This window comes from Methanocaldococcus vulcanius M7 (genome assembly GCF_000024625.1).
GTDB lineage: Archaea > AGJL01 > Methanococci > Methanococcales > Methanocaldococcaceae > Methanocaldococcus > Methanocaldococcus vulcanius.
The window spans coordinates 130,112-155,685 of the sequence record NC_013407.1; the positions used below are offsets into that span (position 1 = coordinate 130,112).

Here is a 25,574-nt window from a genome sequence, read left to right on the forward strand (position 1 = left end):
CCACTTATTTTTAATTTTATGATTTAAGTGTGAATATTAACACTTTGTTAATATTTAACATTAAAATATTGAGTTTAATGAAGTTTAACCGCTCTTATATTTAATCTTTTAATTCTCAATGATAAAAATTTCAATGCTAAAAAAGAATTAGTATTGATTAATTATAAAAATAGTTGGTTAATTAGATCTGATTACTAACACTTTATTCTTCTGTCTTTTTTCTTTCAAATGTCTCAACGAAGCTAACTTTCTCAACGTCTTGTAATCTTTTTAGTATTTCATTGGCAATAGCCATTTTAGCCGTTTGGATATTTGGAATAAATGGAGCAAATTCTGGAAGTTCAATTTTAACTGTCCCGTTTCTTATACTCACTTTTACGTTATCTAATCTTGGAACATACATTTTTATTATTTCTTTAACAATATCCTTCTTGTCATCGATAACTTCTTCAATTTTTATTTTATATTTGACTTCCCTACCTGCCAATTCATGGTTAAAGTCAACCAACACTCTCCCGCTGTTAATGCTTACAACCTTTCCAGGAACTCCATCAATCGTTATAACCATGCCCTTAAATGGTTTGATTCCTCTCTTTTTAAACTCAGACATTGGAATTAGTTTTATCTTAGATGGATCCCTTTTACCAAATGCTTTTTCTGGTGGAAGAACAACTTCTCTCTCTTCTCCAACATCCATTTCTAACAATAACTCATCTAATCCGGGAAGAACTTGCCCTTCTCCTACAAATATTGTTGCAGGCCCATATACCATATTAGGACTGTAAATTCCTTCTTTCTTAGCAAGTTCTTCATTTGTTGTATCAAATAATTTCCCATCTACGTATCCTTCATAACTTATTTTTACCATTTTTCCTTTTTCTACCATATTGCTCACCTCGATTAATCGTTTCTTTTTATATTTTTTATAATACTATAATACTTTTTATTAGCTAACGTCGCATTGTTAGTGTTGTGTTATTTTTAATTTCTGTATTGTTAAATCTTATATTTTTCCTCTTTCTCACTTGTTTTATTGAATTTAATGTCTTGGTTATGATGGTAAGTTCGTCAAGATATTTGAATAGGTTATAGTTAAAGCGTTTGATTTTATTTGAGACATTTATTTAACACCTACCACTTATATAAATATAGCGAATAAAACACTATAAAATAGGAAATTTTAAATATAGGGATAAAACTAATTATTATTGACAAATTTTTTAATCAAAATTTTGGACGGGAGGGAGGAATGGAAATTGGCTATGTGTTTATATTGTCAGGATTTTTGATAATCGCATTAGAGGTGGTTATTCCAGGTCTGTATTTTCCTGCCTGGGGTATAGCTTTGGTTGTATATGGTGTTTTCTTATTGTTATTTCCACAGTATGCATTTGTATCTGCAATAGTTGCAGGTTTTTTGACAGTTATATGCCTATATAAGTTTGTATATTCCTCTGGAAAGGATATAAAAGTTGGTGCCGAGCGTTTTATTGGAATGATTGGAAGAGCAATTGAAGATTTTAAAGAGAATGGCTATGGGAGAATAGAAGTGGAGAACCAAGTATGGCAAGCAAAATCAAAGGATAAAATAAAGCGAGGAGATAAAGTTAAGATTGTTGGAGTTGAAGGGGTTTCTTTAATTGTTCAAAAAGTTAGTGAGGGATGATCATGTCTTGGTTTTGGATTATTTTGGGAATAATTGCCCTTTTTATAATAGTAAAAGCTGTCGTTATTGTTAAGCAGTATGAAGGAGGTCTTATATTTAGATTAGGTAAAGTTATAGGAAAGTTAAAGCCAGGAATTAATATTATAATCCCATTTTTAGATGTTCCTGTTAAAGTAGATATGAGAACAAGGGTTACAGATATTCCTCCGCAAGAGATGATTACAAAAGATAATGCAGTGGTTAAGGTAGATGCAGTAGTTTATTATAGGGTTATAGATGTCGAAAAAGCACTTTTGGAGGTCGAAGATTACGAATATGCAATAATAAATTTAGCACAAACAACATTGAGGGCAATAATTGGAAGTATGGAGTTAGATGAAGTTTTAAACAAAAGAGAGTATATAAATTCAAAATTATTGGAGATATTAGATAGAGAGACGGATTCATGGGGAGTTAGGATTGAGAAAGTTGAAGTTAAAGAAATAGATCCTCCGGAGGATATTAAAAATGCAATGGCTCAACAGATGAAAGCAGAAAGATTGAAAAGAGCGGCAATATTGGAAGCAGAGGGAGAAAAGCAAAGTAGGATTTTAAAGGCACAAGGAATCGCTGAGAGTTTGAAAATTGAGGCAGAGGGTCAGGCAAAGGCAATACAGATAGTTGCAGAAGCAGCAAGGCAATACTTTAAAGATGAAGCTCAATTGTATAAAGCATTAGAAGTGGCAAATAATGTTTTAAAAGATAATTCTAAGTATGTAATCTCTGAGAATATTTTGGATGTTGTTAAAAACCTTATTAAAAAAGATAAATAATGATAAACAAAACTGGCAAAATTATATATAAATCATCAATTTAATATCTCTTTTAACAATTTTTTGCGAAAAACAATAAACACAATATTTAATTTTACGATTTTATAAATTTTATAAATAGAACTAAAATTTAAATTAAAATTTAAATCAACAAAACAAAAATATTAGGTGCAAAAATGGTGAGAAACTATGGCATCAAGCGATTCAAAACAGACATATTTATTTAAAAAGATGATAAAAGAATTAAAAACTAAAAAAGGTAAAGGGACTGAACTTATTAGTTTATATATTCCCGCAGGTAGGAGAATATCTGACGTAGCCCAACATTTAAGAGAGGAGATGTCTCAGGCCTCAAATATTAAAAGTAAAAGCACAAGAAAAAATGTCCAATCGGCAATAGAAGCGATATTGCAGAGATTAAAACTATTGAAGGAGCCACTCGAAAAAGGTGTGGTGATCTTTGCAGGAATGATCCCAAGAGGAGGTCCTGGAACTGAAAAAATGGAGACGTATGTTATAGAGCCACCAGAACCAATAAAGACATATGTTTATAGATGTGATTCTGAATTTTATTTAGAGCCATTAGAAAGCTTTTTAGAAGATAAAGATGTTTATGGAATAATATTAGTTGATAGAAATGAAGCAACAATTGCATTAGTTAAAGGAAGAAACATAAACGTATTAAAAAAGTTGACAAGTGGAGTTCCAGGAAAGTTTAAAGCAGGAGGGCAATCAGCGAGAAGATTAGAACGACTTATTGACTTAGCAGCACATGAGTTCCTGCAAAGAGTTGGAGAAAAAGCTAATGAACAGTTTCTTCCTTTATTGCAGGAAAAAAAACTTAGGGGAATTTTAGTTGGAGGCCCGGGTCATACTAAAAACGAGTTTGTTGAAGGGGACTATCTCCATCATGAACTAAAAAAACTTGTTTTAGACACTTACGATCTCTGCTACACTGAGGAATTTGGAATTAGGGAATTACTCGAAAAGGCAGCCCCACTTTTAAAGGATGTAGAGTTGATGAAAGAGAGAGAAGTTGTCCAAAGATTTTTAAAAGAGCTTATAAAAGAGGATGGAGGATTAGCTTGTTATGGGGAAAAAGAGGTGTTAGAAGCGTTAATGATGGGAGCTGTTGATACTTTGATAGTTTCCGAAGAGTTAGAGAAGTATAAAGTAAAAATAGCATGCAACAATTGCGATTATTTAGAAGAAAAAACAGTGGATAAAATTGAGCTTATGAAATTAGAGGAAGAAATAAAAAATGCTCAATGTCCAAAATGTGGAGGGGCTTTAAGTATTGTTGAAGAAAAGGACTATATAGAATACCTCTCAGAGTTGTGTGAGCAGAGTGGGACTAAACTTTTAACTGTTTCTTCAGAGACCGAAGAGGGGGCTATGATTTTAAATGCATTTAAGGGAATAGCTGCTATATTGAGATATAAAATCCATCAATAACTTTTATAACCCTCTAAATTTATACATACTTTTTTAAACCTATAACTTTTAAATTTTCTAATAATTTCTTCTTTTTTATTAATTATATCGTTTAAATCATCTTCAATCTCAATAATAGCCAAATTTTTATAGTCCCTAACTCTTATAGCTCCCTTTACATAATTTCTTAAAAATTCTTCTAATTCCTCAATCTTTTTTAGATCGCTAATTGATATTTTTCTATTATATTCAAATCTTGTTAGCAGACATGTCTCTTTTGGAGGTATGGATATATTTAACTCGTTGGCAATCTTTAAAATCTCTTTTTTTCTTATTTTTAATTCTGCAAATGGAGATCTAATTTTGAATTCATTTTTAGCTTTCAATCCTGGTCTATTGTCAAAGAGATCATCATAATTAGTTCCATCAACAATTAGATCATATTCATTAACATCTTTTTCCCTACTCAATATATTATAAAACATCTTTTTACAATAATAACACCTCTCCTCCCTGTTTTCAACCATCTTATTAACATTTATAATTTTAAGTTTTAAATTAAATTGATTTGCATTTTTAATTGCATTTTTTAAAGCCCAGTTTGAGATGTATGGCGTTTTTATAAAAATACATAATACTTCTGCAACTTCAGATAGAAGAATAGAAAGGAGTAAACTGTCTATCCCTCCAGAATAAGAAATAATAACTCGTTTTTTAAAAAAATGATCTTTTAAATATTTTCTTATCTTTTCAAGGTTTTTTGACATGATCTCCCATGATAATTTTTAATAAAAAATTTAGAGAAAATGAGTATTTATTTCTATTAAAATCCTTCTATATAAAATTCTATGCATCTTACTATGATTGTGATGTAAGAAATAAAAGTATAAAGTATAAAAGATTAGTTGAACATTTATGATAAATCAAGATGTTTAAGGTGGGATGTTATGGTAATGGAGAAACTTAAAGAGATGGAAGAAGTTGTTAAAGCCATAAAGGAGAAAATATTAAACCATAATGGTTATATCAGAGTTATAACTCATCACGATACAGATGGATTAAGTAGTGGGGGAATATTGGTTAAAATGTTATTAAGGACGAACAAATTATTTCATTTAACTGTTGTTGAACATCTATCAAAAGAGGTTATTGAAAAATTGGCTAAGGAAAATGAAGTAAATAAGCCCCTTTTTATATTTGCAGATATGGGAAGTGGACAGATAGAAGAGATAATGAAGAATAATTTTAATGCTATAATTTTGGATCATCATCCTCCAAAGATAAAAGAGAGTTTTTTAGGAGATATTATCCAACTAAATCCTCACATTTTTGGAATTGATGGAGCCAAGGAGATAACTGCAAGCGGGGTCTGTTATTTAGTAGCGAGGGAATTTGGTTATTATGACCTAAGTGTTTTAGCAATAGTTGGGATTATTGGAGATATGCAATACTCTCCTCTTTTAGGTTTAAATAAATTTATAGTGAATGAGGCAAGAGAGTATAGATTTGTAAAGATCGTTAATGATATAGTTTATAATATATATGATGTTGAGATGTATAAAGCGATTGCATATTGCACAAAGCCATATATTCCAGATCTTGCATCAGAAAGCAAAGCATTTAAATTCTTGAAAGAAATTGGAATAGACCCCAATAAGAAGTATTTGGACGAATCTGAAAGAAAAAAATTATTATCTTCAATTCTATTTAGATACCCAAAAATTGATAATTTAACTGTTAATAGGTTTATAATTGAACATAAAGTAAAAGATGCATTTTTAATGTCAGAGATGTTAAATGCCGTTGGTAGAAATGGGCTTTTTGCAGTTGGAATAGGTATTTGTTTGGAAGATGAAGAATGCATAAATATCGGTAAAAATATCTTATGGAAATATAAGAAAAACTTAATTAATGAGTTAAAAAGTGTTAAATTAGAGAGTTTAAAGAACATACTCTATTTTGAAGGAAAAAAGGGAATGATTGGAATAATCGCCTCAATACTGGCAGATGAAAAACCAGTTATTGGTTATCATATCGAGGGAGATATTGCCAAATTTTCTGCAAGAGGGAATAGGGATTTGGTAAATAGAGGTTTAAATCTAAGTGTTGCGATGGCAGTAGCTGAGGAATTTGGCGGAACCGGAGGAGGACATAATGTTGCATCAGGAGCTGTTGTTCCAAAAGATAAAATTATGGATTTTTTGAAAAGAGTAGATGAAATTATAGGAGAGCAATTAAATTCTAAGAAAAATCAATAGTTCTTTTTTTATCCATTTTAAATACTTTCATATTTAAACGTTTTTTGTTCAATATATGTGAAATACTTAATGTAAAGTAATAAATCAATATAAACGACCCTTTAATTTAATAAAGCAATTTTTTAGTATTTATATACCTTATTAAAAGGTTATCGCACCTATTTAAAGTATTTAAGCAGAAATTCATTCCGTTAGGTATATATGCCACTTACGAAATAACTACATAACACTCCGACATGAAAATTAGATTACTAATTAAATAAAATTGAATAAAAATTCAGCGAGATTTTTCTGTATACACGGTGTTTAGGTGGTTGGATGATAAGTGTTAAGAATTTTTCCGAAGAAAAATTAAAACTTCAAATAATAAAAAGAGATGGGCGAGAAGAGAAATTTAATATAAACAAATTAGTGAAATCTCTAATAAACAGCGGAGTAAATTATGGAGATCTGGAAAATATACTATCTGAAATATATACAAAAGTTTACAATGGAATGTCTACTGAAGAGCTAAAAAATATTGTTTATGACATATTAAAAAGAACAGATCCGAAAATAGCTGAAAACTATAAAAATAAAGTAATTTTAAAAGTTAGAACTTCAGAAAAGGAGTTTGAGCCATTTGATAAAGAGAAGATAGTTAAGGCATTAGTAAAAGAGGCAGGAGCAGATAAAAAAATAGCTCAAAAAATAGCTGATGAAGTTGAGTTAGAGTTGAAAAAACTTAATGTGAAATATTTAACTGCTCCAATGATTAGAGAGATTGTTAATGCGAAACTGTTAGAGTATGGGTTTGAAGAGTTAAGGCATAAACACACAAGATTAGGAATGCCTATTTATGATATAACAAAACTGTTAAAAATGGGTTCGAGAGAGAATGCTAACTTAATGTATAATCCAGAATCAATTCATAAGTGGGTTGCTGATGAAACAATGAAGCAATATGCTTTATTAGCAATCTTTCCGAAACATATTGCTGATGCTCATATAAAGGGAGATATACACCTGCATGATTTAGAGTATGCTGCAACAAGGCCTGTTTGTTTGCAACATGATTTAAGACCCTTCTTTATGCATGGGTTGAAAGTGGATGGGACTGGATTGCATACTTGTGTTTCAAAACCAGCTAAGCATCCTGAAGTTGCTATACAGCATGCTGCAAAAGTTATGATGGCAGCACAAACCAACATGAGTGGGGGGCAGAGTATTGATGAGTTTAATGTTTGGTTAGCTCCTTATGTCAGGGGATTGAGTTATGAGAGGATAAAGCAGTTAATGCAGATGTTTATTTATGAGATGAATCAGATGTATGTTAGTAGGGGAGGGCAGTGTGTTTTTAGTAGTATAAACTTGGAGTTGGAAATTCCAGAGTTTTTGAGGGATAAGCCAGCAGTAATAGCTGGAACAACGAGAGGAACTTATGGGGATTATGAGGAGGAGGCAAAGTTGATTTTGGAAGCGTTGGTTGATGTGATGATGGAAGGGGATGCGATGGGTAAACCGTTTATCTTTCCGAATTTTATAATTAAGTTGAGGGATAATGCTTTTAGTAATGAGAATGAGGAGTTAATGGTTAAGATTCATGAGTTGTCTGCTAAGTTTGGTATTCCTTATTTTATAAATATGCTTCCTGATTGGCAGGTTGTTAATACTAACAGTATGGGTTGCAGAACTCGTTTAAGTGGGAATTGGACTGGGGATGCTGAGATAGACACTTTAAGAACTGGAAATATGCAGTGGTATTCTCTAAATTTACCAAGGATCGCTTATGAGGCGAGTGGGGATGATGATAGGTTGTTTGAAATTTTACATGAGAGGTTGGAGTTGGTTAAGGAGGCGTTATTAATAAAGCATGAGGTTACTTTGGAGAGGTTGTATGTTGATAAGATGCTTTCATTCTTAACGCAGGAGTTTGATGATGGGCAGTATTATAGGTATGAGAATACAACCAAAACGTTTGGGTTTGTTGGGTTGAATGAGATGCTTAAATTTCACTTGGGGGAGGAGTTGCATGATTCAAAAGAGGCGGTTAAGTTTGGTGAAAAGGTTATTGGCTACATGAGGGATTATGCTGATAGGTTGAAGGAAGAAACTGGCCTGAGGTGGACTGTCACACAAACACCAGCTGAGAGTTTAGCAGGAAGAATGGCGAAATTGGATTATAAATACTTTAGAGATCAAGCTAAGACCGTTGTTAGGGGAGATTTAAACGATGTAAATACTTTGTATTATACAAACTCATCTCATGTTAGGGTTGATGCTCCAATAACGTTGGGAGAGAAGGTTAGGATTGAGGAGAAGTTTCATCCTTTATGTAATGGTGGGCATATAATGCATGTGTGGAATATGGAGGCGGCGGCAGATCCAGAAGTGTTAATGGACATAACTAAGAAAATAACAAGAACTAACATTGGTTATTGGACGTATACAAAGAATTTGAGTGTTTGTAATAAGTGTGGGTTGAGTGTTGGTGGTTTGAGAGACAAGTGTGTAAACTGCGGTTCTGAAAATGTGGCTAAATTTAGTAGGATTACTGGCTATTTACAAAACGTAGCCAACTGGAACAAAGCAAAACAGAAAGAATTAATCGATAGAAAAATGCTAAGAATTTAACTTCCCTTATTTTTTTATTTCTTATTTATTCAATAAATAAAGGTTAAAAAAAGTTAAAAATAAAAAATAAAATAAAGCCCCAGTTTAAGATATTGTAATATTAACTTGTGAAGAATTTACTTTTTTAACTTCAACAGTTATTATTTTTGCATATGGCACGGTTGCATTTCCAAGAATCTTTAAGTTTATATTACATTTAGCAGTTATATTGTATTTTATTCCACCACTATCCCTATAAAGATAAAGAATATTTCCATTAGCACCCCAAGTTCCAGGAGGAGATTTTATGTAAACTGTCCTTACAGTGCCTTCATCGGCTATCTCTACGAGATCAATGGTCTGTTTCATCTTAGAAACGGCAGCATGTGCTAAACTCATAGATGAAATTTCTACGGTCTTTTTTAAACCGAACATTCCTGGATAACCAACAGCAACTATAAGAGCAACTAACACTCCTAAAAACAGAAGTGAAAATTCTAAGGAAATTTGTCCTCTTTTTCTAAATCTAAACATAAAGATCCCCTAAAAAATGTTATAAAAATTAATGTGTTGCTATTGTTCGTTTCCATCGCTTTCATATTTATAAACGATATAGTAGAAATCTATTGGATGGAATGAAGATGTAGTAAAGGCCATTGCAGGAACATCAAAGATCTTAAAATTGTCTGGGGGTTCGAGCACACCATTGTCTTGTGGAATTAAAGGGTTATCATTATTTGGATTGATCCCCTTTCTTTCTAACTGCTTCTCATACCAACTATTATATGAGGAAATCCAAACATCTGCATCTCCATTTCCAACTATCTTATAGAACTCATCGTAGTTTTTGATAATTATTGGAGCAGGGATTATAATACTTATTGAGTCGGTATCCTCTTTCACAACATATCCATCAACGTACATCTTAAATTTTCCGATCTTAATTCCCTTATCTTCTGCATCTTTAAATAAAGTATTTAGATCTAAAACTTTCACTTTGTCAACGACAGCAGGGCCTACTACATCATAATCGCTTTGACTATTATCTATATTTATATCGTATGTTGTTTTATTATAATTATAGATTCTTATCTTTACAGTTGTAAATGGAGGTATCCAAAATCCCTTTTTTCCATTGAATATATCTGAATAATAAACAACTCCGGATGTCTGATTCACTAAATCAAGAGTTGCTGATAAACAATCTTTTGGTTTTGGAAGTGTTTTCTCTTCAAAACTTATATTGGAGGGGACAGCGACAAATATTGAGTATGGATTGGTGTTTGTTATTTCTCCTGTGATTGTATAGGAGTATCCCATCTTGGCAATAGTTCTTTCTCCAAAATTTAAAGATAGAAGAATTGCACTTATTATAAAGATGATAATTATCTTTTTTATTATGGTTTTTGAAGTTAATTTCACATTCATCACCGTTGAACGGTATTTAACTTTTTATTTCTTTCTTTTATCAAGATCTATAAAAGTTAGGTCTGTTTTTCTATTATTATTCAAAGTTTAGTAAAAAATTAAAGTTAATAATTAAATTTAACTATTCACTTGATTTTATAGCAATAATTATATCTTTTGAGTTAAGTTTTACTAAATCAGGAACTTTGTCGTTTGGAACTGAAATTATTAAAAAGTAGTTTACATTTCCATCAAATATTTGAGTGCTATCTTCGATTCTGTTAAGTTTTATCCCATAATCTCCAAACATCTTTTCTATTTTACTATAATCAAGCTTATCAATAACTGTTGCGTGGAGTATACCTGGAATATTGTTTAAGGAGTAGGAAACACTTGAAGATGATGAGGAGGAGTAGGTTTCTCCAAGTTTATTTACATTATCTGATGTTGATTTACTTTCACTATAACTTATAGATGAGACAATAACGTAGGATGACTCAACGATTCCATACGATACAAAAGATCCGTTTTTATTGTAGATCGATATAATATCTCCCTTGTGAGGTAATTTACCGCACTGTTTTGCAGATATTTCAATAGCCAACTTGTTTAATTCTGAGACGGGTGTAATTTTTAGAGATTTAAGTTCAGGTAGAGTCCATATATTTCTATATTTTAAAATATCTGATCTTGTCATAAACATAGATTTTCCGTTTATCTCTACATAATAATATTTATCTCCAGAAGCGAGAGCATAATCAATCTGCTTTTCAATAATGTTTCTTATATCATTCTGAATATCAGCATTTTTTAATATATTTTCTATTTCTTGAGGAGATTGAGCCATACTTATTTTATGAACAAGTTCCTGAGCATACAAACTTAAAGAGTAATAACTTCCATATATGCTTTTTATTTGGTTAATTGCTTCATTTTTGTAATCTTTAAATGCAATATATCTTTTTGCATCTTCTAATATTTTGTTTATCTCATCTATGCTCTTAGCATTTTGAATTTCGTTGATATATATCAACTTCTGCGGATCGTTTGGATACTTAGAAAACATTTGGTTTATTGATTGGATAGCAAGTTTTTTCTGATTTTCAAGTTCAGCATTTTTTTGAAGAGTTATCTTGCTTAGTTCATTGTAGGTTATAAATGCCAACGCTCCCACGGTCATTATGATCAATACAATCAATACAAACTTTAATGAACCTGATCTTGTCGTTTTTTTACTCTTTTCTTTTAACGCTTTAATTTTTGAGGTATCTACCATATAACCACCCGCACCATATAACTCTACACCTAAATATTAAAACATATATATAATCATTTATTGTCTTATTTATCATCACTCATTTTTATAGTTTTGTCTCACAATAGTTTAGGGATCTACAATTATGACATATTTACTTCTGTTTATGTCTGTTGAGTTATATATATAATCAACAATAAAGTTTCTTATATTTGGAGTAATATATTCTTTTGGAGAGATGTAGATGTATAACTCTCTCTTGTCATCAGACCAAGAAATTCCACCATATATCAAAGTAGCATTAGGATTAATTCCATTATATCCAGAGTTTATCAAAATTACAGCAGTTTTTGCTGAGTTTTCAACTTCATTTATTACCCTATCTTCCTCAGTAAAGTTTTGAGAAAGAAAATGGCTTATACTAATAATACACACCAACATTATTACAAGAAATAAAAATGAGAATTCAAGTGATATTTGTGCTCTTCCAATACTAAATAATGTCCAATTTTTAATTTTTTTAAGTGGCATACACATTCCCCTTGTAATATCCCTTGTGTGATGTGGAAAATTATATTATCGAGAGTTTCATTAGAATTAAAACTACTAAATACCCAAACACCACAAACGGAACAAACGGATATGTCTTTATAACATTTAGTTTGTCGGGAATTTTTCCTTCCATATAGAGTTTTTTTATTTTTTCAATATCCTCATTTGAAAGTCCCTCTCCATCAGTTAATATTATTTCTCTATTTTCACTTCCTTTGATTTCATGTTCCAATAGAAATTTTATTCTTTTCATTATATTTAAGTTTTTTACCTCAACATTATTTCCATCAATTATTATAATGTCTCTAAGAATATCTCCTTCTTTTAATTGCTCAATATGCTTTTTATCTGATATTTCTACACCTGTTAAGGCATAAATAACTATTGAAATTAGGATAATTTCTCCAAGATAAACCAGGGATGTTATTAAAAGGTTATACTTGATAAAATAATTTTTATCAAAAATATAAAATAAAATCAGGTAAATTGGAAATAAATAACCCAGCTTTTTTGTGTATTCTTTATATTTTGGGAGTTTTCTTGATAAGAACACTGAAATAACGATATATGCCCAAATAATAAGAGAAGCATAAGGAATTTCGTAGATATTTATAAAATAATACAATATACCAAGTATCATAGTTAGATAACAGGCAGAAGGGATAATATCTTTCCAATATCTCACTAAAATTTTATACATAGGAAAAACCGCAGCAATAAACATACTGATGGCTATTAAATAAAGTATATACTTTGGAACATAAAATATAAATGAATCGGGATATGCAAAAATTGGAGCTAAGGCAGTAAATAATTTAACATCTCCTCCTCCCATTCCAATGCTCAAAATAAGACACAGTATAAAAGTTGTGAAAAACGCAATAACTGCATTGATACCAAAGTAATGGTATCCAACGATCAAATTCAACACTGCCATGATTATAACATACTTATGAGGAATAATTCTCTCCTTTATATCAGTTATTGATGCTAAAATAAGTAAAATGAAGTTAATGATATAAACTGCATCCAATAAATCCACAATTTCACCTATTTGGGTACTTGGCTTTAATTTTATCTTTTATTTTTAACATCAACTCTCTATCATCCAATAATTGTAATCCCTCATCTATACTGTTATTTTTTGTTAAAGACAGGATCTCTTTTAATATTTCTGTCGCAACTTCTTCTCTATGAACCCAATGGCATTTAACACAACTCCAAATTTTTGTTCCATCTCTTCTCTTTATATACTCCCCTAACTCCTCATCTTCGCATGGATAGAAAGGGCAAAAACACCACAAACAAACTTGTCCATCAAAATGGCAGGGATAGTATTCACAGTTTCTATTAGCTCCACACAACTCTAAGACCTTTTTTAAATGACTTTTAGCAAGCTCGATCATTTATAACACCTTTTTTTAAACTAACTAAAAAATTACTATTCTCAACGCCATATTTAAAACTTTATTTAAAACTTCACGAACTCGCAATATGGGGGTTTTATAGAAATAGAAATGGTAAGAGCAACATCTAATTGTTTATTTCTTCTTTTTTCTTTTTTGCTTTATTTATTCTGTTTATGATGTTAATCTTATCTCATTAATCTATCTCATTATTATGACATTATATATTGATCATTTATATGTTTATATATTTCTCAATTTTTATATTAAAATTATAGGTTATATATTGATTTTATAAATATATAAATTATATATAAACTATGTTCAATATCATTCTTAACGATTAAAGCAATAAAAATTGATGATCAAAACAAACAAAAACGTCAAGGGGGATTTTATGGAAAGATTAATAAAATTAGCGGAGCAAATAAAAGATGAAAAACTGAGAAAAAAGGTTATTGAGTTTTTGAAAAATCCAAAAGCAACACATCCGGAAGTTGTAGATACTGGGATAAGTGTTGAAGAATCCCCAGCAAGCATAAATTGGCACCATAGATATAAGGGAGGGTTGATAGAGCACACTCTATCTGTGGCAAAACTTGCATTAAAAATGGCGGATGTTTTTGAGGATGTTTATGGGGTTAAGATAAATAGGGACTATTTACTTGCAGGGGCACTTTTACACGACATAATGAAACCCTATAACTATGTAAAGAATGAGGATGGAAGTTTTGATCATTATGATATGTTTAACTTAGATCACTTAACTTTGGCAGTTGCTGAACTCTATAAAAGAGATTTTCCAATGGAGGTAATTAAAATCATTGCTTCTCATCATGGGGATCACTCCCCAACAAGGCCTAATTCGATAGAGGCGTATATAGTTCACTATGCAGATGAAGCAGATTCAAAAATTAATGATGTTGCAGTTAGAGTTTGTCAGGCAAGAAGTAGAGACCTTGGAATCTCTGAGCAGGATATTTATAAAGCAATTAATCCATTGAGGGTTTATGAGATAAGGAGTAAGGAAGGAAAATTAAAAACAATAGAATTTTTAAGAGCCATTTTGAGTTCTATTGAAGAGGACTAAGTTCTATTTTTTATTTTCTATCATTTTTTATTATTTCTTTAATTTTTAATACTTTTTATTTAGTTTTATTTTAAACAATTATATGTATTTATATATTTAATATAACCAATTAATAGATCTAATATAAAAAATGATAGCCCGGCGCGGATTCGAACCGCGGTCCCGGGGTCCAAAGCCCCGGATGATAGGCCACTACACCACCGGGCTACAAGCAATTTAGTAAATATCATAAAGGGGTATATATACTTTTCGGCGTAATATTTATATATAAGTGGTAGTAATTTATCTATGCTTATAGTGCCTCGGTAGCTCAGCCTGGCGGAGCGCCTGCTTGGTAAGCAGGAGGTCGCGGGTTCAAACCCCGCCCGAGGCTCTATTTTTTAATATTTTTTAATCTTTTATTTTTTATTTTAAGTTTTATAAGTTTTAATTGTTTGTGATGGTTTATTAATTTATTATGATACGATTTATTTTTATTAATTTTTCTTAATAATTAATTTTTTATCCCATTTTTTCTATTAACCTCTGGTGAAACTGTGAAAATTGCTATACTAACAGATGGGGCATATGGAGATCGAGCACATGAAACAATAAAGAAAAAGTTTCCATGTGATATTATAAAAGTGAAATACTATGGAGATTTTGATGAAATTGTAATTGACAAGGAAATATTAAACAAATTAAATGACTACGATCTCTTTATAACCTATACATTAAATCCAGATCTAACGTATGAGATAGTAAAATCCATTAATCGTAAATCGTTTGTTTTAGTCGGGGCTTGGAAAGGAGAGGGGTTTAAAAAACAACTCGAAAGTTTTGGAAATGTATTCTGCCCAAATCTTATGTGTGAAATTGATGAAGAGAAATTAGATAAATACGTAAATAAATACCCTCAACTAAAAGAGTTTTTAGAGTATTTTGGAAGACCAAAGATTAATGTAATTCTTGATAACAATAAAATTATAAGAAAAATTGAAATTTTGAGAGAAGCTCCCTGTGGCTCTACATCAAAGACCTTAGAAGAATTTATTGGAAAAAAATTTGATGACAATCTTTTATTAAATATCGGTTTAAGAGTTCAGCATTTTTGTAGAGCAGGAAAGATAAGAATATTTGTAGAAAAAGAAGGGAAGAAAACAAAAGCAGGAAAGTTGCTTGTTGAAGGTATTACTCCTCTAATCTGACCTCCTCTCCGCCCTAAAGGGCGGAGGTTCCCACTGGGAACACCCTCTCATCCTCGTCGCCGAGGGGTCATTGGGCAGATTCAGCTCATTGGGCGGGGTCAGACCGCCTCGATAAATAATAAGGCAATTTGAATATATAAACCTTATCTCCGCCCGCCTCCCCTATCTTCGAGCGTAGCGAGGAGAGTAATGAAAACCGTTAGGTTTTCATCTGAATTCCTCTCCACTCTAAAGAGCGGAGCTTCCTTAGCGACAACTAATGGTGAATTTAATATTATGTCCGAATAAGTATAATAAAGCAGATCCGCTAACTTTTCTACTTTTATGATGATATTTTTTCCCTCCAATTTGAATTTCGAATTTTCTATCGTCAAATATATCCACTCGATATTCTATCTCCTCAAAATATTTGAATATTGCATCCTTTAGAGGGTTAAATTTTTTTAATTCATTTAAGTTATTCAACGGCTTAACAATAAATCCCGTATATCCATGTAGGGAATTTATAACCCTCAGTAGTCGAATATCATCTTCCATAACCTTTTCATCCAATTCAATTTTATTCTTAGATTTATCAATTATATTATAAATTTTTTCTTTATTTTTTCTCTTTTCGATGATTTTTTTCCAGTTCTTTTCTTTTTCAAATTGCCTTGTTCCAATATTGTTCTTTTTAAATTCTTTTATTAACCTTCTCCTCCATCCACTACCAATATTATGCAAGTTTAAATTTTTTCCAAGAATATAGTCCATTAAAAATCTTCTATCTTCTTTTGAGTAGTTTTCAATGATCTCAAGAATATCTTTATTTTTTGGTTTTATGTATATATGATAACCCCTATTTCCGCTAAAAACTATTTTTAAATCATCCTCATTTAAACCAAAATCAGGAATTAAAAATTCTTCAATTAAATAAATTGCCTGATTTTTTGCCTCTTCTAAACAATACTTGCATATCCAATCATCTTCATGATTACACTTCCCTGTTTTATGAACATCAATATCAAAAGCCAATTCTCTTCTAAATATTCCCTTATTAGATGCTCCACCAACATTACTCGGATACCTCATATAAGCTAATGATTTGTAGAGATGCATTGGAGCATTTTTTAATATCCAAGATTTATACTCTCTCTCATTTTTAAAAGATAAATTTCTATTATCAACTTTTTTTAAATAGCCATATCCAAATTCCCTATACTCAATACAATCCGGAATTTCTAAGAGATTATTTTTTATTGCAAAGCTGTAATACTCCCTATATAGTTTTTGAACCTCTGCAAATGTGTTCATTTATCTTCACCAGAGATTAACTAATTATTGTTTCTATTGCTTTTTCTTTGATTTTAACATACTATTTACTTTTGATTGGATTATTTTTTCAGTAGTTGGAGATACCTCAACTCCCTCAGCACCTAAGAATTCACGTATATCTACTAATCTAACTTTGTCAAATCCATATTCTAATGCTTTTTTATAGCACAATTTCACATAGTTTGGAATGTTTTCTTTTTCCATTCTATTTTCTTCTGTTTAACCTTTTCTCTTTCTTCATTAACTTTAATTTCTAAAAGTATTTCAGATTTTTTATTTTACTTTTTAGATCACTTGGTAATAGTTCCTTTTGATTCCCAGAATAAGTCAATTACTCGATAAAAGCCAATAATTTTATCTGGACTTTTAAATTCATTAATGAGATATCCGTAGAGATCATTACATATTTCTTCTACTGATTTTGATTTCAATTCTTTTAGTATTTCTTCTTGATTAGCCGTATTATCTGATACTTTAACAACCTGGTTTAAATCTTCTTCATTTTTAGTAATTCCAGTTTTTTCATATAAACCTTTCAAAAACAATAATTGGATAAAACATTTATTGAGTCAATACAATCCACTAATTTACAAGTTTTTATTAGATTTCCATTTTCATCCTCATACTCCTCCCACATTACGCATTCTTTTTTTACAGTTTCCTTTTATTAATGGACAATAAGGTATAATTTTCACGAGGTCAATGTTCTTTATAAATTTATAAGATATAATATCAAAAGGGTTTATGATTATTTAATTTTTGGAATGGTAGTAAAAATTTTTAAAATAAAAATTGGGTGATACTTTGATTTTAGGAATAGATATTGGAGGGGCAAATACAAAAATAACAGAAATTGAAGGAGATAACTATAAAACCCATCATATTTATTTTCCAATGTGGAAGAAAAAAGATGAATTAGAGAAATTACTAAAAAATTACAGTGATAATGTTGATTATGTTGCCTTAGTTATGACCGCAGAATTAGCTGATTGCTACAAAACAAAGAAAGAGGGAGTTGAAGATATAATAAATAAAGTTGAAAATGCTTTTAATTGTCCAATATATATATTTGATGTTAATGGAAACTTTTTAACCCCAGAACAAGCTAAAAAAAATTATTTAGACGTTTCAGCATCAAATTGGAATGCAACTGCTAAATTTGTTTCAGAATTTATAAAAGATAGTTGTATTTTGGTTGATATGGGATCTACTACCACAGACATAATTCCAATAAAAGATAAAAACATTTTGGCTGAAAAAACGGACTTGGATAGGTTGATGAGCAATCAGTTGATCTACGTTGGGACTTTAAGAACTCCTGTGAGTTTCTTAACTAATAAAATAGAGTTTAGAGGAAAATTAACTAATTTATCTTCGGAATATTTTGCCATTACCGCAGATATGGCTGTAATATTGAATAAAATTACAGAAAAGGATTACACTTGTGATACGCCAGATGGATCAGGAAAGGACTATGAAAGTTGTTTAACAAGGTTAGCAAGGGTTTTATGTGCCGATAGAGAATTGATTAACGATGATGAGATAGTAGATATTGCAAATAAATTATATAATAAGCTTTTAGAGTTAATCAGAGAAAATATTAATAATGTTGCAAAAAAATACAACTTAAAAGACGTTGTTATAACCGGTTTAGGAGAGAGTATTTTAAAAGATGCTTTAAATGATCATTATAACCTAATATCTATAAAAGAGATTTATGGTAAGGATGTTTCACTATCAACCCCAAGTTTTGCAGTGGCTAAACTACTACAAAAACAACTAAAATACTAAAATAACTTTAATCATATTAAGTTTATTTGTTAATAGTTTATTTGATATTTATTTTATGATTATCTCTTCTTCATTCCAAAAAAGTTGATCATCCCTATCAGTTCTTCAAATGCCTCAATTTCAAATTTTAACGCTTCTTCTTTTGTATACACTCCACTAACCTCCCCATCTAAGGTTAACTGCTCAACTCCTCGAACAACCATCCGCTCTACCCCATCCCTCCTTAGAAGTTCTTCTGCAACCAAATCATGAACAAACGCTTTCGGAGGAATAAAAACTGTTTCTTTAACATCCTTTAAGTTCAATCTCTCCAAGTCCTTTGCGGTAATTAAGTCCGCAATATCTTTATTTACTTTAACAACATTTACAGATGTCTCATCAAAGATCTTTTTTAAAAATGGATAAGCAATATTTCCTGTTATTATCGTTGCTTCTCCTTCAATCTTATTTTTTAATCGTTCTAAAGTAGATCTGTTTTCCTCCTTGGCCAATGCAAATGGTGTTCCAGTGATTGGATCATGTAAAGGAGTTCCACTAACACGAATTTCTTTACCAAACTCTTTATACATTTTATCTACAATTTTTTTAAACTCATCTATTGAGTGAGGGTTAATTCCTTCAATTATTGGAGCATTTTCTAATATTAAACCCTGCTCTTCTTTGTTAGCAAATCTCATTAATATAACTGCCTTAGCTCCCCAATCAACTAAATCAGAGATTGTTTTTTTTAATTCATCTCCATCATTAACTCCAGGAATAACGATTATTGCACAGTGAACTTCGCAATTTTCACAAAAATATTTTAAACACTTTAAAGCTGTTTCAGCATTCTTGTCGTTCATCCATTCTTTTCTAATCTTCGGATCTGTTGAGAAGACGGAAAATGTTACTTCATCAACTCCAAACTCGACTAAACTTTTAGCCAGATCTAAATTATCAAAACCCTTTCCAGAAGTGTATCCTAAATGAATACGCAATCCAAAATTACTTATTGCCCTACAAAGCTCTCTTAATTGAGGATAACAGCTAACATCTCCGCCTGCTGTTAAATTAACCTTTTTATACCTTTTAAACATTAAACCACTCTGTAATTCCATCAATGCGAAAGGTAATGGAACAAAGTCCCCGTTCATCTCTCTAACTGAATATGTGCAGTAATCACATCCAATCGTAAATTGGCAGTATCTACACCCCAACGGTTTTGGGTTTTTTTTATCAACCTTTCTAAAATAGCAAAATTTACAAAATCCATTACAATTAATTCCTGGCTCTCCTTTAAGATCTACTAATAAACTAACATCCTCCATACTTTCACACTATAACTACAATTTTTATTAAAAAATTTCAAAAAGAAACTTTTATATAGAGACCGTTTCACCACAAATATATTAGGGAGATCTGCTCCTCCACATTTAAAACTTTGTTTGTGAATTTCAAATCCAAGTAGTATATATGTTTTACGATTTTGTTCAAATGAAAAAGTGGATATATATAAAGTGCGAATATTCTATAACGAACCAATATGTGGGAGTGATTCCTATGGTAAAGTATAAAGACACAATAAACCTATACGACGAAAAAGGAAACTTGGTAGAGGAGAACGTTCCATTAGAGGCAGTAAGTCCATTATATAACCCAACAATTCAAAAGTTGGTAAAAGACGTTAAGAGGACAGTAGCAGTTAACTTAGCAGGTATCGAGAACGCTTTAAGAACAGGAGCTGTTGGCGGAAAAGGTTGCATGATCAGAGGAAGAGAGTTGGATTTACCAATCGTAGAGAATGCTGAAACAGTCGCTGAGTATGTTGAAAAAGTTATCAAAGTTTCTGATGATGACGATACATCAATTAAATTAATCAACGATGGAAAACAGATGGCAGTTCAAATTCCATCAAAAAGATTAGATGTTGCAGCAGAATACTCTGTTTCTGTTTTAGTTACAGCTCAGGCATTAAAAGAAGCAATAATAAGAACATTTGACGTTGATTTATTTGACGCTCCAATGGTTCACGCAGCTATTATCGGAGGTTATCCACACGAAGTAGCAATGAAAGGATCAAACATCGCTGCTTTATTAGGTAATCCATTATCATTGGAAGGACCAGGTTATGCATTAAGAAACATTATGGCAAACCACTTCGTTGCTTGTACAAAGAAAAATGTTATGAACGCTGTTGCATTCGCTTCAATTATGGAACAAACAGCAATGTTTGAAATGGGAGATGCTGTCGGATTATTTGAAAGAATGCACTTATTGGGCTTAGCATACCAAGGTTTAAATGCAGACAACTTAGTAATTGACTTAGTTAAAGCAAACGGTAAAAATGGAACAGTAGGGACCGTTGTTGCTTCAACAGTTGAAAGAGCATTAGAAGATGGAGTAATTAAAGAAGATAAAACACTACCATCCGGATTTACCTTATATAAGCCAGTTGACGTTGCTAAGTGGAACGCTTATGCAGCAGCTGGTTTAGTTGCAGCAGCAATTGTAAACTGTGGGGCTGCAAGAGCAGCACAGAACATTGCATCAACAATCTTATACTACAACGACATCTTAGAATACGAAACTGGACTGCCAGGAGTTGACTTCGGTAGATGTGAAGGTACAGCAGTTGGGTTCTCATTCTTCTCACACTCAATCTACGGAGGAGGAGGGCCAGGTATCTTCAACGGAAACCACATCGTTACAAGGCACTCAAAAGGATTCGCTATCCCACCAGTTGCAGCAGCAATGTGTTTAGACGCTGGAACACAGATGTTCTCACCTGAAAAAACATCAGCATTAGTCGGAACCGTTTTCAGTGCAATTGATGAGTTTAGAGAACCATTGAAATATGTTATAAAAGGAGCATTAGAAGTTAAAGATAAAATCTAAAATAATTAAGTGATTACTTATGATTGAAGTTGAGATCTTCCCTCACAGATATTTAAAAGCATCCACAACTGAAAAATTTCTTAATAAAATCTACGATTTAAAGACCGTGGAGAGAGTTGTGATCCACGGTCAACCTCTTCCCAAAGTTGTGAATTACGGGCCTGCAAGAGGAACACCAGTAAATCACACTGAAAGAAAAATAATAAACGTCAAAGGAGTTCCAGTAGAATTAACAGTGATGGCAGGAAGATTTTGGATTACACTAAGTGATGACAGTGAACTGGACAAATTAGATGAAATATGTAAAGAACTCTTCCCATTTGGATACAATCTAAGAGTTGGAAAATTCTTGAAGGATAGACCAACAGTTACTGATTATATAAAATATGGAGAAGATGGGGTATTCCTAATAAATGAAATGGATAGACGATTAATAGGAATGGTTGATCCAAGAAGTAGAATGGCAACCTCAGTTACAGTAGTAGAAAAAGAGGATAAAGAGGAATAATATGCCAGTAGGAAGAAGAGAACAAATCGTGGATTGTAGATCAGTGATGGGTTTAGGAGAGGGAGGAGGATTGGCACAGAGAGGGACATTTGCAGAGGCGTTAAGAAATGATGTCGTGGTTGTAGCAATGTCTCCAGGTAGGAGGCATATAACAAAACCTGTCTGTGAAATAACTTATGGTATAAGAGAAGCAGGAATTCAAACCAGTGTCTTGGTCTTAAATGCAGGATCTGGAATACCACATGATGCTCCAAGAGGAGCTTTAGGTTCAACATTTGGGATCAAGCCAGAAGAAGCAGAGCAGATAAACAGGCACAAACTCTGTGTCGTTCACTTCGGAAACGTTATCAGCCACATCGTCTACAAGGCAGGACTCCTACTTAAATACGTGGAAATTCCTACCATTATTGTCTGTCAAGCCCCCGTAGATATGGAAGATCTCGCAAAGTATGGTGTGAAAACAAGAGATGTCATGCCATTAGAACCAAAAACCAAAGGAACAGTTGTGGATATAGTAACCGGAGTAGTAAGGGGCGAATCATGCCCTCAGACGAAAATAGATGAAGTTATTAAAAAAATAAAACTCCACTTAAACTTAAATTGAGGTGATTATATGGCATACGAGCCACAGTTTTACCCTGGGCAAACAAAAATAGCTCAAAATAGAAGAGATCACATGAATCCAGACGTTCAGTTAGAAAAGTTAAGAGATATTCCAGATGATGATATTGTTAAGATAATGGGACACAGACAACCAGGAGAGGACTATAAAACAGTTCACCCACCATTGGATGAGATGGATTTACCAGAGGACTATGTAAGGGACTTAGTTGAGCCAATAAATGGGGCTAAGGAAGGACACAGAATTAGATACATCCAGTTCGCTGATTCAATGTATTTCGCTCCAGCTCAGCCATACGATAGAGCAAGAACATATATGTGGAGATTTAGAGGAGTAGATACTGGAACATTATCAGGAAGACAAGTTATTGAAATGAGAGAAAGTGATTTAGAAGCATTATCTAAAAACTTCTTAATTGATACTGCTTTCTACGATCCTGCAAGAATTGGTATCAGAGGAGCTACTGTCCACGGACACTCGTTAAGGTTAGATGAAAACGGTTTAATGTTCGATGCTCTCCAAAGATACGTTTATGATGAAAAGACAGGACACGTTTTATATGTTAAAGATCAAGTTGGAAGACCTTTGGATGAACCAGTAGATGTCGGAGAACCATTACCAGAAGAAAAATTAAAAGAAATTACAACCATCTATAGAATTGATGGAGTTCCAATGAGAGATGATGAAGAGTTATTGATAGTTGTTAAGAGAATCCACAGAGCAAGAACCTTAGGAGGATTCATTCCAGTAGAAGATGTCTTTGAAAAACTCTAAAAACTCTTCCTCTATACATAATAACTTTTAACCTTTTAAACTAAATCAAAAAAACTTAATTACAAAAATTATTACAAACAGATTAAAATATTAAAAATTCCTCGCAGAGGTGAGTTAGATGGATGCTGAGAAAAGATTATTCTTAAAGGCATTAAAAGAAAAATTCGAAGAAGATCCAAGAGAAAAATACACTAAATTCTATGTCTTTGGTGGATGGAGACAGTCAGCAAGAAAAAGAGAATTCGTTGAAGCAGCACAAAAATTAATTGAGAAAAGAGGAGGAATTCCATTCTACAACCCAGATATTGGGGTTCCATTAGGGCAGAGAAAATTAATGCCTTACAAGGTCTCAAACACAGATGCAATTGTTGAAGGAGATGATCTACACTTCATGAACAACGCTGCAATGCAGCAGTTCTGGGACGATATAAGAAGAACAGTTATTGTTGGGATGGATACAGCTCACGCTGTTCTTGAAAAGAGGTTGGGAGTAGAGGTTACTCCAGAGACAATTAACGAATACATGGAAACAATAAACCACGCTCTCCCAGGAGGGGCAGTTGTTCAGGAGCACATGGTTGAGGTTCACCCAGCATTGGTTTGGGACTGTTATGCTAAGATCTTTACAGGAGACGATGAGTTAGCTGATGAAATTGACAAGAGATTCTTAATTGACATAAACAAGTTGTTCCCAGAAGAGCAAGCAGAACAAATTAAAAAAGCAATTGGTAAGAGGACATACCAAGTTTCAAGAGTTCCAACATTAGTCGGAAGAGTTTGTGATGGGGGAACAATAGCAAGATGGAGTGCTATGCAGATTGGGATGAGTTTCATTACCGCTTATAAGTTGTGTGCAGGAGAGGCAGCAATTGCTGACTTCTCATACGCTGCAAAACACGCAGATGTCATTCAAATGGCTTCATTCTTACCTGCAAGAAGAGCAAGAGGGCCAAATGAACCAGGAGGAATGTTCTTTGGTATATTGGCAGATGTCGTTCAAACAACAAGGGTCTCAGATGATCCAGTTGAGCAATCATTAGAGGTTGTTGCTTCAGGGGCTATGCTCTATGACCAAATCTGGTTAGGAAGTTATATGTCTGGAGGGGTTGGATTCACTCAGTATGCAACTGCTTCATACACCGATGACATATTGGATGATTTCTCCTACTATGGTTATGACTACATAACTAAAAAATACGGAGGATGCAACAGCGTAAAACCAACAATGGATGTTGTTGAGGATATAGCAACCGAGGTAACACTCTACGCATTAGAGCAGTACGATACCTTCCCTGCATTGTTAGAGGATCACTTTGGAGGGTCTCAAAGAGCTGCGGTTACAGCAGCAGCATCTGGTATCTCAGTAGCATTGGCAACAGGAAACTCAAACGCTGGAGTTAACGGATGGTATTTAAGCCAAATATTACACAAAGAATACCACAGCAGATTAGGATTCTATGGTTATGATTTACAGGATCAGTGTGGAGCTGCAAACTCGCTCTCATTTAGAAACGATGAAGGTTCACCGTTGGAGTTAAGAGGGCCAAACTATCCAAACTATGCAATGAACGTCGGTCACCAAGGAGAGTATGCAGGAATTACACAGGCAGCACACTCAGCAAGAGGAGATGCTTTCGCACTTAACCCATTAATTAAGGTTGCATTTGCAGATCCTTCATTGATCTTTGATTTCAGATACCCAAGAAAAGAGTTTGCAAGAGGTGCTTTAAGAGAGTTCGAGCCAGCTGGAGAAAGAGATCCAATTATTCCTGCACACTAAACTCATAACAATATTATATATTTTTCAAACGTTAATTTTTAATTTTTTATTATAATGTCATTGTTAAGCATATTGAAACATTAACGTTTAACTCAAAAATGGTAATAAAAAGTAGATCAACAAAATTAAGAAAAAAATTAGCGTTATTTTTTATGTCTTTATAGATATCCAATAACTAAAAAAAAGTTAAATAGAAATTAAGTGAATTTTAACAAAATCAAATAGAAAACCTTATATATCTACCTAATAGAA

24 protein-coding genes and 2 tRNA genes are annotated in these 25,574 nt (G+C 32.3%); 14 read left to right on the forward strand and 12 right to left on the reverse strand.

The window, feature by feature from the left end:
• Positions 1-202 precede the first annotated feature (202 nt).
• A complete protein-coding gene (locus tag METVU_RS00605; protein ID WP_012819538.1) occupies positions 203-886 on the reverse strand; it encodes a peptidylprolyl isomerase in 684 nt (227 codons plus the stop codon).
• A 363-nt stretch (positions 887-1,249) separates the two neighbouring features.
• Between METVU_RS00605 and METVU_RS00610 the strand changes: the two genes are divergently transcribed.
• From METVU_RS00610 to prf1, 3 genes are all read left to right on the forward strand, one after another.
• Positions 1,250-1,666, forward strand: a complete 417-nt coding sequence (locus METVU_RS00610) for an NfeD family protein (protein WP_012819539.1) — start codon at positions 1,250-1,252, stop codon at positions 1,664-1,666.
• Between the two features lie 2 nt (positions 1,667-1,668).
• Positions 1,669-2,478, forward strand: a complete 810-nt coding sequence (locus tag METVU_RS00615; protein ID WP_012819540.1) for an SPFH domain-containing protein — start codon at positions 1,669-1,671, stop codon at positions 2,476-2,478.
• A 189-nt stretch (positions 2,479-2,667) separates the two neighbouring features.
• Positions 2,668-3,933, forward strand: a complete 1,266-nt coding sequence (prf1, locus tag METVU_RS00620) for a peptide chain release factor aRF-1 (RefSeq protein WP_012819541.1) — start codon at positions 2,668-2,670, stop codon at positions 3,931-3,933.
• On the opposite strand, the gene larE is transcribed toward prf1, so the two are convergent.
• Entirely contained in the window at positions 3,927-4,679 is a 753-nt protein-coding gene (larE, locus tag METVU_RS00625; protein WP_012819542.1) for an ATP-dependent sacrificial sulfur transferase LarE, read from the reverse strand. The two genes, prf1 and larE, sit on opposite strands and share 7 nt — an antisense overlap.
• Before the next feature lie 186 nt (positions 4,680-4,865).
• Between larE and METVU_RS00630 the strand changes: the two genes are divergently transcribed.
• A complete protein-coding gene (locus METVU_RS00630) occupies positions 4,866-6,170 on the forward strand; it encodes a single-stranded-DNA-specific exonuclease RecJ (protein ID WP_153232550.1) in 1,305 nt (434 codons plus the stop codon).
• A gap of 318 nt (positions 6,171-6,488) precedes the next feature.
• Positions 6,489-8,783 carry an anaerobic ribonucleoside-triphosphate reductase gene (gene nrdD / locus METVU_RS00635; protein WP_012819545.1) on the forward strand — a complete coding sequence of 765 codons (2,295 nt, stop codon included), beginning with the start codon at positions 6,489-6,491 and terminating at the stop codon, positions 8,781-8,783.
• 84 nt (positions 8,784-8,867) lie between these two features.
• On the opposite strand, the gene METVU_RS00640 is transcribed toward nrdD, so the two are convergent.
• The 6 genes from METVU_RS00640 to METVU_RS00665 all read right to left on the reverse strand — a co-directional run bounded on the left by METVU_RS00640 (position 8,868) and on the right by METVU_RS00665 (position 13,382).
• Positions 8,868-9,296, reverse strand: coding sequence for a class III signal peptide-containing protein (locus METVU_RS00640; RefSeq protein WP_012819546.1), 429 nt, complete (start codon positions 9,294-9,296; stop codon positions 8,868-8,870).
• Positions 9,297-9,335: 39 nt separating this feature from the next.
• Positions 9,336-10,190 (reverse strand): hypothetical protein, encoded by an 855-nt coding sequence (locus METVU_RS00645; protein WP_012819547.1) that lies wholly within the window; start codon positions 10,188-10,190, stop codon positions 9,336-9,338.
• A gap of 121 nt (positions 10,191-10,311) precedes the next feature.
• Positions 10,312-11,445, reverse strand: coding sequence for a DUF515 domain-containing protein (locus METVU_RS00650; protein ID WP_012819548.1), 1,134 nt, complete (start codon positions 11,443-11,445; stop codon positions 10,312-10,314).
• Between the two features lie 108 nt (positions 11,446-11,553).
• A complete protein-coding gene (locus METVU_RS00655) occupies positions 11,554-11,955 on the reverse strand; it encodes a class III signal peptide-containing protein (RefSeq protein WP_012819549.1) in 402 nt (133 codons plus the stop codon).
• A 40-nt stretch (positions 11,956-11,995) separates the two neighbouring features.
• Positions 11,996-13,018: an A24 family peptidase C-terminal domain-containing protein gene (locus tag METVU_RS00660; protein WP_012819550.1), complete on the reverse strand. Its 1,023-nt coding sequence runs from the start codon at positions 13,016-13,018 to the stop codon at positions 11,996-11,998.
• A gap of 4 nt (positions 13,019-13,022) precedes the next feature.
• The gene (locus METVU_RS00665) at positions 13,023-13,382 is read right to left on the reverse strand and encodes a cysteine-rich small domain-containing protein (RefSeq protein WP_012819551.1); all 360 of its coding nucleotides are present in this window, start codon (positions 13,380-13,382) and stop codon (positions 13,023-13,025) included.
• A gap of 397 nt (positions 13,383-13,779) precedes the next feature.
• On the opposite strand from METVU_RS00665, the gene METVU_RS00670 reads away from it, so the two are divergent.
• Complete coding sequence (locus METVU_RS00670) at positions 13,780-14,472, forward strand: HDIG domain-containing metalloprotein (protein ID WP_012819552.1); 693 nt, start codon at positions 13,780-13,782, stop codon at positions 14,470-14,472.
• A 134-nt stretch (positions 14,473-14,606) separates the two neighbouring features.
• On the opposite strand, the gene METVU_RS00675 is transcribed toward METVU_RS00670, so the two are convergent.
• A tRNA-Gln gene (locus METVU_RS00675) sits at positions 14,607-14,679 on the reverse strand.
• A 92-nt stretch (positions 14,680-14,771) separates the two neighbouring features.
• Between METVU_RS00675 and METVU_RS00680 the strand changes: the two genes are divergently transcribed.
• Both METVU_RS00680 and METVU_RS00685 read left to right on the forward strand, forming a co-directional pair.
• Positions 14,772-14,845 (forward strand) — tRNA-Thr (locus METVU_RS00680).
• Between the two features lie 163 nt (positions 14,846-15,008).
• Positions 15,009-15,659: a DUF166 family protein gene (locus tag METVU_RS00685; protein ID WP_012819553.1), complete on the forward strand. Its 651-nt coding sequence runs from the start codon at positions 15,009-15,011 to the stop codon at positions 15,657-15,659.
• 246 nt (positions 15,660-15,905) lie between these two features.
• Here the strand turns inward: METVU_RS00685 and priS are convergent, their stop codons facing one another.
• Both priS and METVU_RS00695 read right to left on the reverse strand, forming a co-directional pair.
• Positions 15,906-16,952 carry a DNA primase catalytic subunit PriS gene (gene priS / locus METVU_RS00690; RefSeq protein ID WP_012819554.1) on the reverse strand — a complete coding sequence of 349 codons (1,047 nt, stop codon included), beginning with the start codon at positions 16,950-16,952 and terminating at the stop codon, positions 15,906-15,908.
• A 33-nt stretch (positions 16,953-16,985) separates the two neighbouring features.
• The gene (locus tag METVU_RS00695) at positions 16,986-17,177 is read right to left on the reverse strand and encodes a hypothetical protein (protein ID WP_012819555.1); all 192 of its coding nucleotides are present in this window, start codon (positions 17,175-17,177) and stop codon (positions 16,986-16,988) included.
• A gap of 600 nt (positions 17,178-17,777) precedes the next feature.
• On the opposite strand from METVU_RS00695, the gene mfnF reads away from it, so the two are divergent.
• Complete coding sequence (gene mfnF, locus METVU_RS00705) at positions 17,778-18,764, forward strand: (4-{4-[2-(gamma-L-glutamylamino)ethyl]phenoxymethyl}furan-2-yl)methanamine synthase (protein WP_211204355.1); 987 nt, start codon at positions 17,778-17,780, stop codon at positions 18,762-18,764.
• A 59-nt stretch (positions 18,765-18,823) separates the two neighbouring features.
• On the opposite strand, the gene mmp10 is transcribed toward mfnF, so the two are convergent.
• Positions 18,824-20,071 carry a methyl coenzyme M reductase-arginine methyltransferase Mmp10 gene (gene mmp10, locus METVU_RS00710; RefSeq protein WP_012819558.1) on the reverse strand — a complete coding sequence of 416 codons (1,248 nt, stop codon included), beginning with the start codon at positions 20,069-20,071 and terminating at the stop codon, positions 18,824-18,826.
• Positions 20,072-20,303: 232 nt separating this feature from the next.
• Between mmp10 and mcrB the strand changes: the two genes are divergently transcribed.
• From mcrB to mcrA, 5 genes are all read left to right on the forward strand, one after another.
• On the forward strand, positions 20,304-21,638 hold the full coding sequence (gene mcrB / locus METVU_RS00715) for a coenzyme-B sulfoethylthiotransferase subunit beta (protein ID WP_012819559.1): 1,335 nt from the start codon (positions 20,304-20,306) through the stop codon (positions 21,636-21,638).
• A gap of 19 nt (positions 21,639-21,657) precedes the next feature.
• The gene (gene mcrD / locus METVU_RS00720) at positions 21,658-22,146 is read left to right on the forward strand and encodes a methyl-coenzyme M reductase operon protein D (protein WP_012819560.1); all 489 of its coding nucleotides are present in this window, start codon (positions 21,658-21,660) and stop codon (positions 22,144-22,146) included.
• Between the two features lies 1 nt (position 22,147).
• Complete coding sequence (gene mcrC, locus METVU_RS00725; protein WP_012819561.1) at positions 22,148-22,750, forward strand: methyl-coenzyme M reductase I operon protein C; 603 nt, start codon at positions 22,148-22,150, stop codon at positions 22,748-22,750.
• A gap of 9 nt (positions 22,751-22,759) precedes the next feature.
• Complete coding sequence (gene mcrG, locus METVU_RS00730) at positions 22,760-23,542, forward strand: coenzyme-B sulfoethylthiotransferase subunit gamma (protein WP_012819562.1); 783 nt, start codon at positions 22,760-22,762, stop codon at positions 23,540-23,542.
• A gap of 118 nt (positions 23,543-23,660) precedes the next feature.
• Positions 23,661-25,322 carry a coenzyme-B sulfoethylthiotransferase subunit alpha gene (gene mcrA / locus METVU_RS00735; RefSeq protein ID WP_012819563.1) on the forward strand — a complete coding sequence of 554 codons (1,662 nt, stop codon included), beginning with the start codon at positions 23,661-23,663 and terminating at the stop codon, positions 25,320-25,322.
• The last annotated feature ends 252 nt before the right edge of the window (positions 25,323-25,574 follow it).

What these genes read in the sequence shown, in the direction of transcription:
- METVU_RS00695 (WP_012819555.1), bottom strand. Translation starts at nt 17,177, where the DNA reads ATGGAAAAAGAAAACATTCCAAACTATGTGAAATTGTGCTATAAAAAA.
- priS (WP_012819554.1), bottom strand. Translation starts at nt 16,952, where the DNA reads ATGAACACATTTGCAGAGGTTCAAAAACTATATAGGGAGTATTACAGC.
- prf1 (WP_012819541.1), top strand. Translation starts at nt 2,668, where the DNA reads ATGGCATCAAGCGATTCAAAACAGACATATTTATTTAAAAAGATGATA.
- mcrG (WP_012819562.1), top strand. Translation starts at nt 22,760, where the DNA reads ATGGCATACGAGCCACAGTTTTACCCTGGGCAAACAAAAATAGCTCAA.
- METVU_RS00650 (WP_012819548.1), bottom strand. Translation starts at nt 11,445, where the DNA reads ATGGTAGATACCTCAAAAATTAAAGCGTTAAAAGAAAAGAGTAAAAAA.
- larE (WP_012819542.1), bottom strand. Translation starts at nt 4,679, where the DNA reads ATGTCAAAAAACCTTGAAAAGATAAGAAAATATTTAAAAGATCATTTT.
- METVU_RS00645 (WP_012819547.1), bottom strand. Translation starts at nt 10,190, where the DNA reads ATGAATGTGAAATTAACTTCAAAAACCATAATAAAAAAGATAATTATC.
- METVU_RS00640 (WP_012819546.1), bottom strand. Translation starts at nt 9,296, where the DNA reads ATGTTTAGATTTAGAAAAAGAGGACAAATTTCCTTAGAATTTTCACTT.
- METVU_RS00665 (WP_012819551.1), bottom strand. Translation starts at nt 13,382, where the DNA reads ATGATCGAGCTTGCTAAAAGTCATTTAAAAAAGGTCTTAGAGTTGTGT.
- METVU_RS00615 (WP_012819540.1), top strand. Translation starts at nt 1,669, where the DNA reads ATGTCTTGGTTTTGGATTATTTTGGGAATAATTGCCCTTTTTATAATA.
- mmp10 (WP_012819558.1), bottom strand. Translation starts at nt 20,071, where the DNA reads ATGGAGGATGTTAGTTTATTAGTAGATCTTAAAGGAGAGCCAGGAATT.
- METVU_RS00655 (WP_012819549.1), bottom strand. Translation starts at nt 11,955, where the DNA reads ATGCCACTTAAAAAAATTAAAAATTGGACATTATTTAGTATTGGAAGA.
- mcrD (WP_012819560.1), top strand. Translation starts at nt 21,658, where the DNA reads ATGATTGAAGTTGAGATCTTCCCTCACAGATATTTAAAAGCATCCACA.
- mcrC (WP_012819561.1), top strand. Translation starts at nt 22,148, where the DNA reads ATGCCAGTAGGAAGAAGAGAACAAATCGTGGATTGTAGATCAGTGATG.
- mcrB (WP_012819559.1), top strand. Translation starts at nt 20,304, where the DNA reads ATGGTAAAGTATAAAGACACAATAAACCTATACGACGAAAAAGGAAAC.
- METVU_RS00605 (WP_012819538.1), bottom strand. Translation starts at nt 886, where the DNA reads ATGGTAGAAAAAGGAAAAATGGTAAAAATAAGTTATGAAGGATACGTA.
- METVU_RS00630 (WP_153232550.1), top strand. Translation starts at nt 4,866, where the DNA reads ATGGAGAAACTTAAAGAGATGGAAGAAGTTGTTAAAGCCATAAAGGAG.
- METVU_RS00670 (WP_012819552.1), top strand. Translation starts at nt 13,780, where the DNA reads ATGGAAAGATTAATAAAATTAGCGGAGCAAATAAAAGATGAAAAACTG.
- nrdD (WP_012819545.1), top strand. Translation starts at nt 6,489, where the DNA reads ATGATAAGTGTTAAGAATTTTTCCGAAGAAAAATTAAAACTTCAAATA.
- mcrA (WP_012819563.1), top strand. Translation starts at nt 23,661, where the DNA reads ATGGATGCTGAGAAAAGATTATTCTTAAAGGCATTAAAAGAAAAATTC.
- METVU_RS00610 (WP_012819539.1), top strand. Translation starts at nt 1,250, where the DNA reads ATGGAAATTGGCTATGTGTTTATATTGTCAGGATTTTTGATAATCGCA.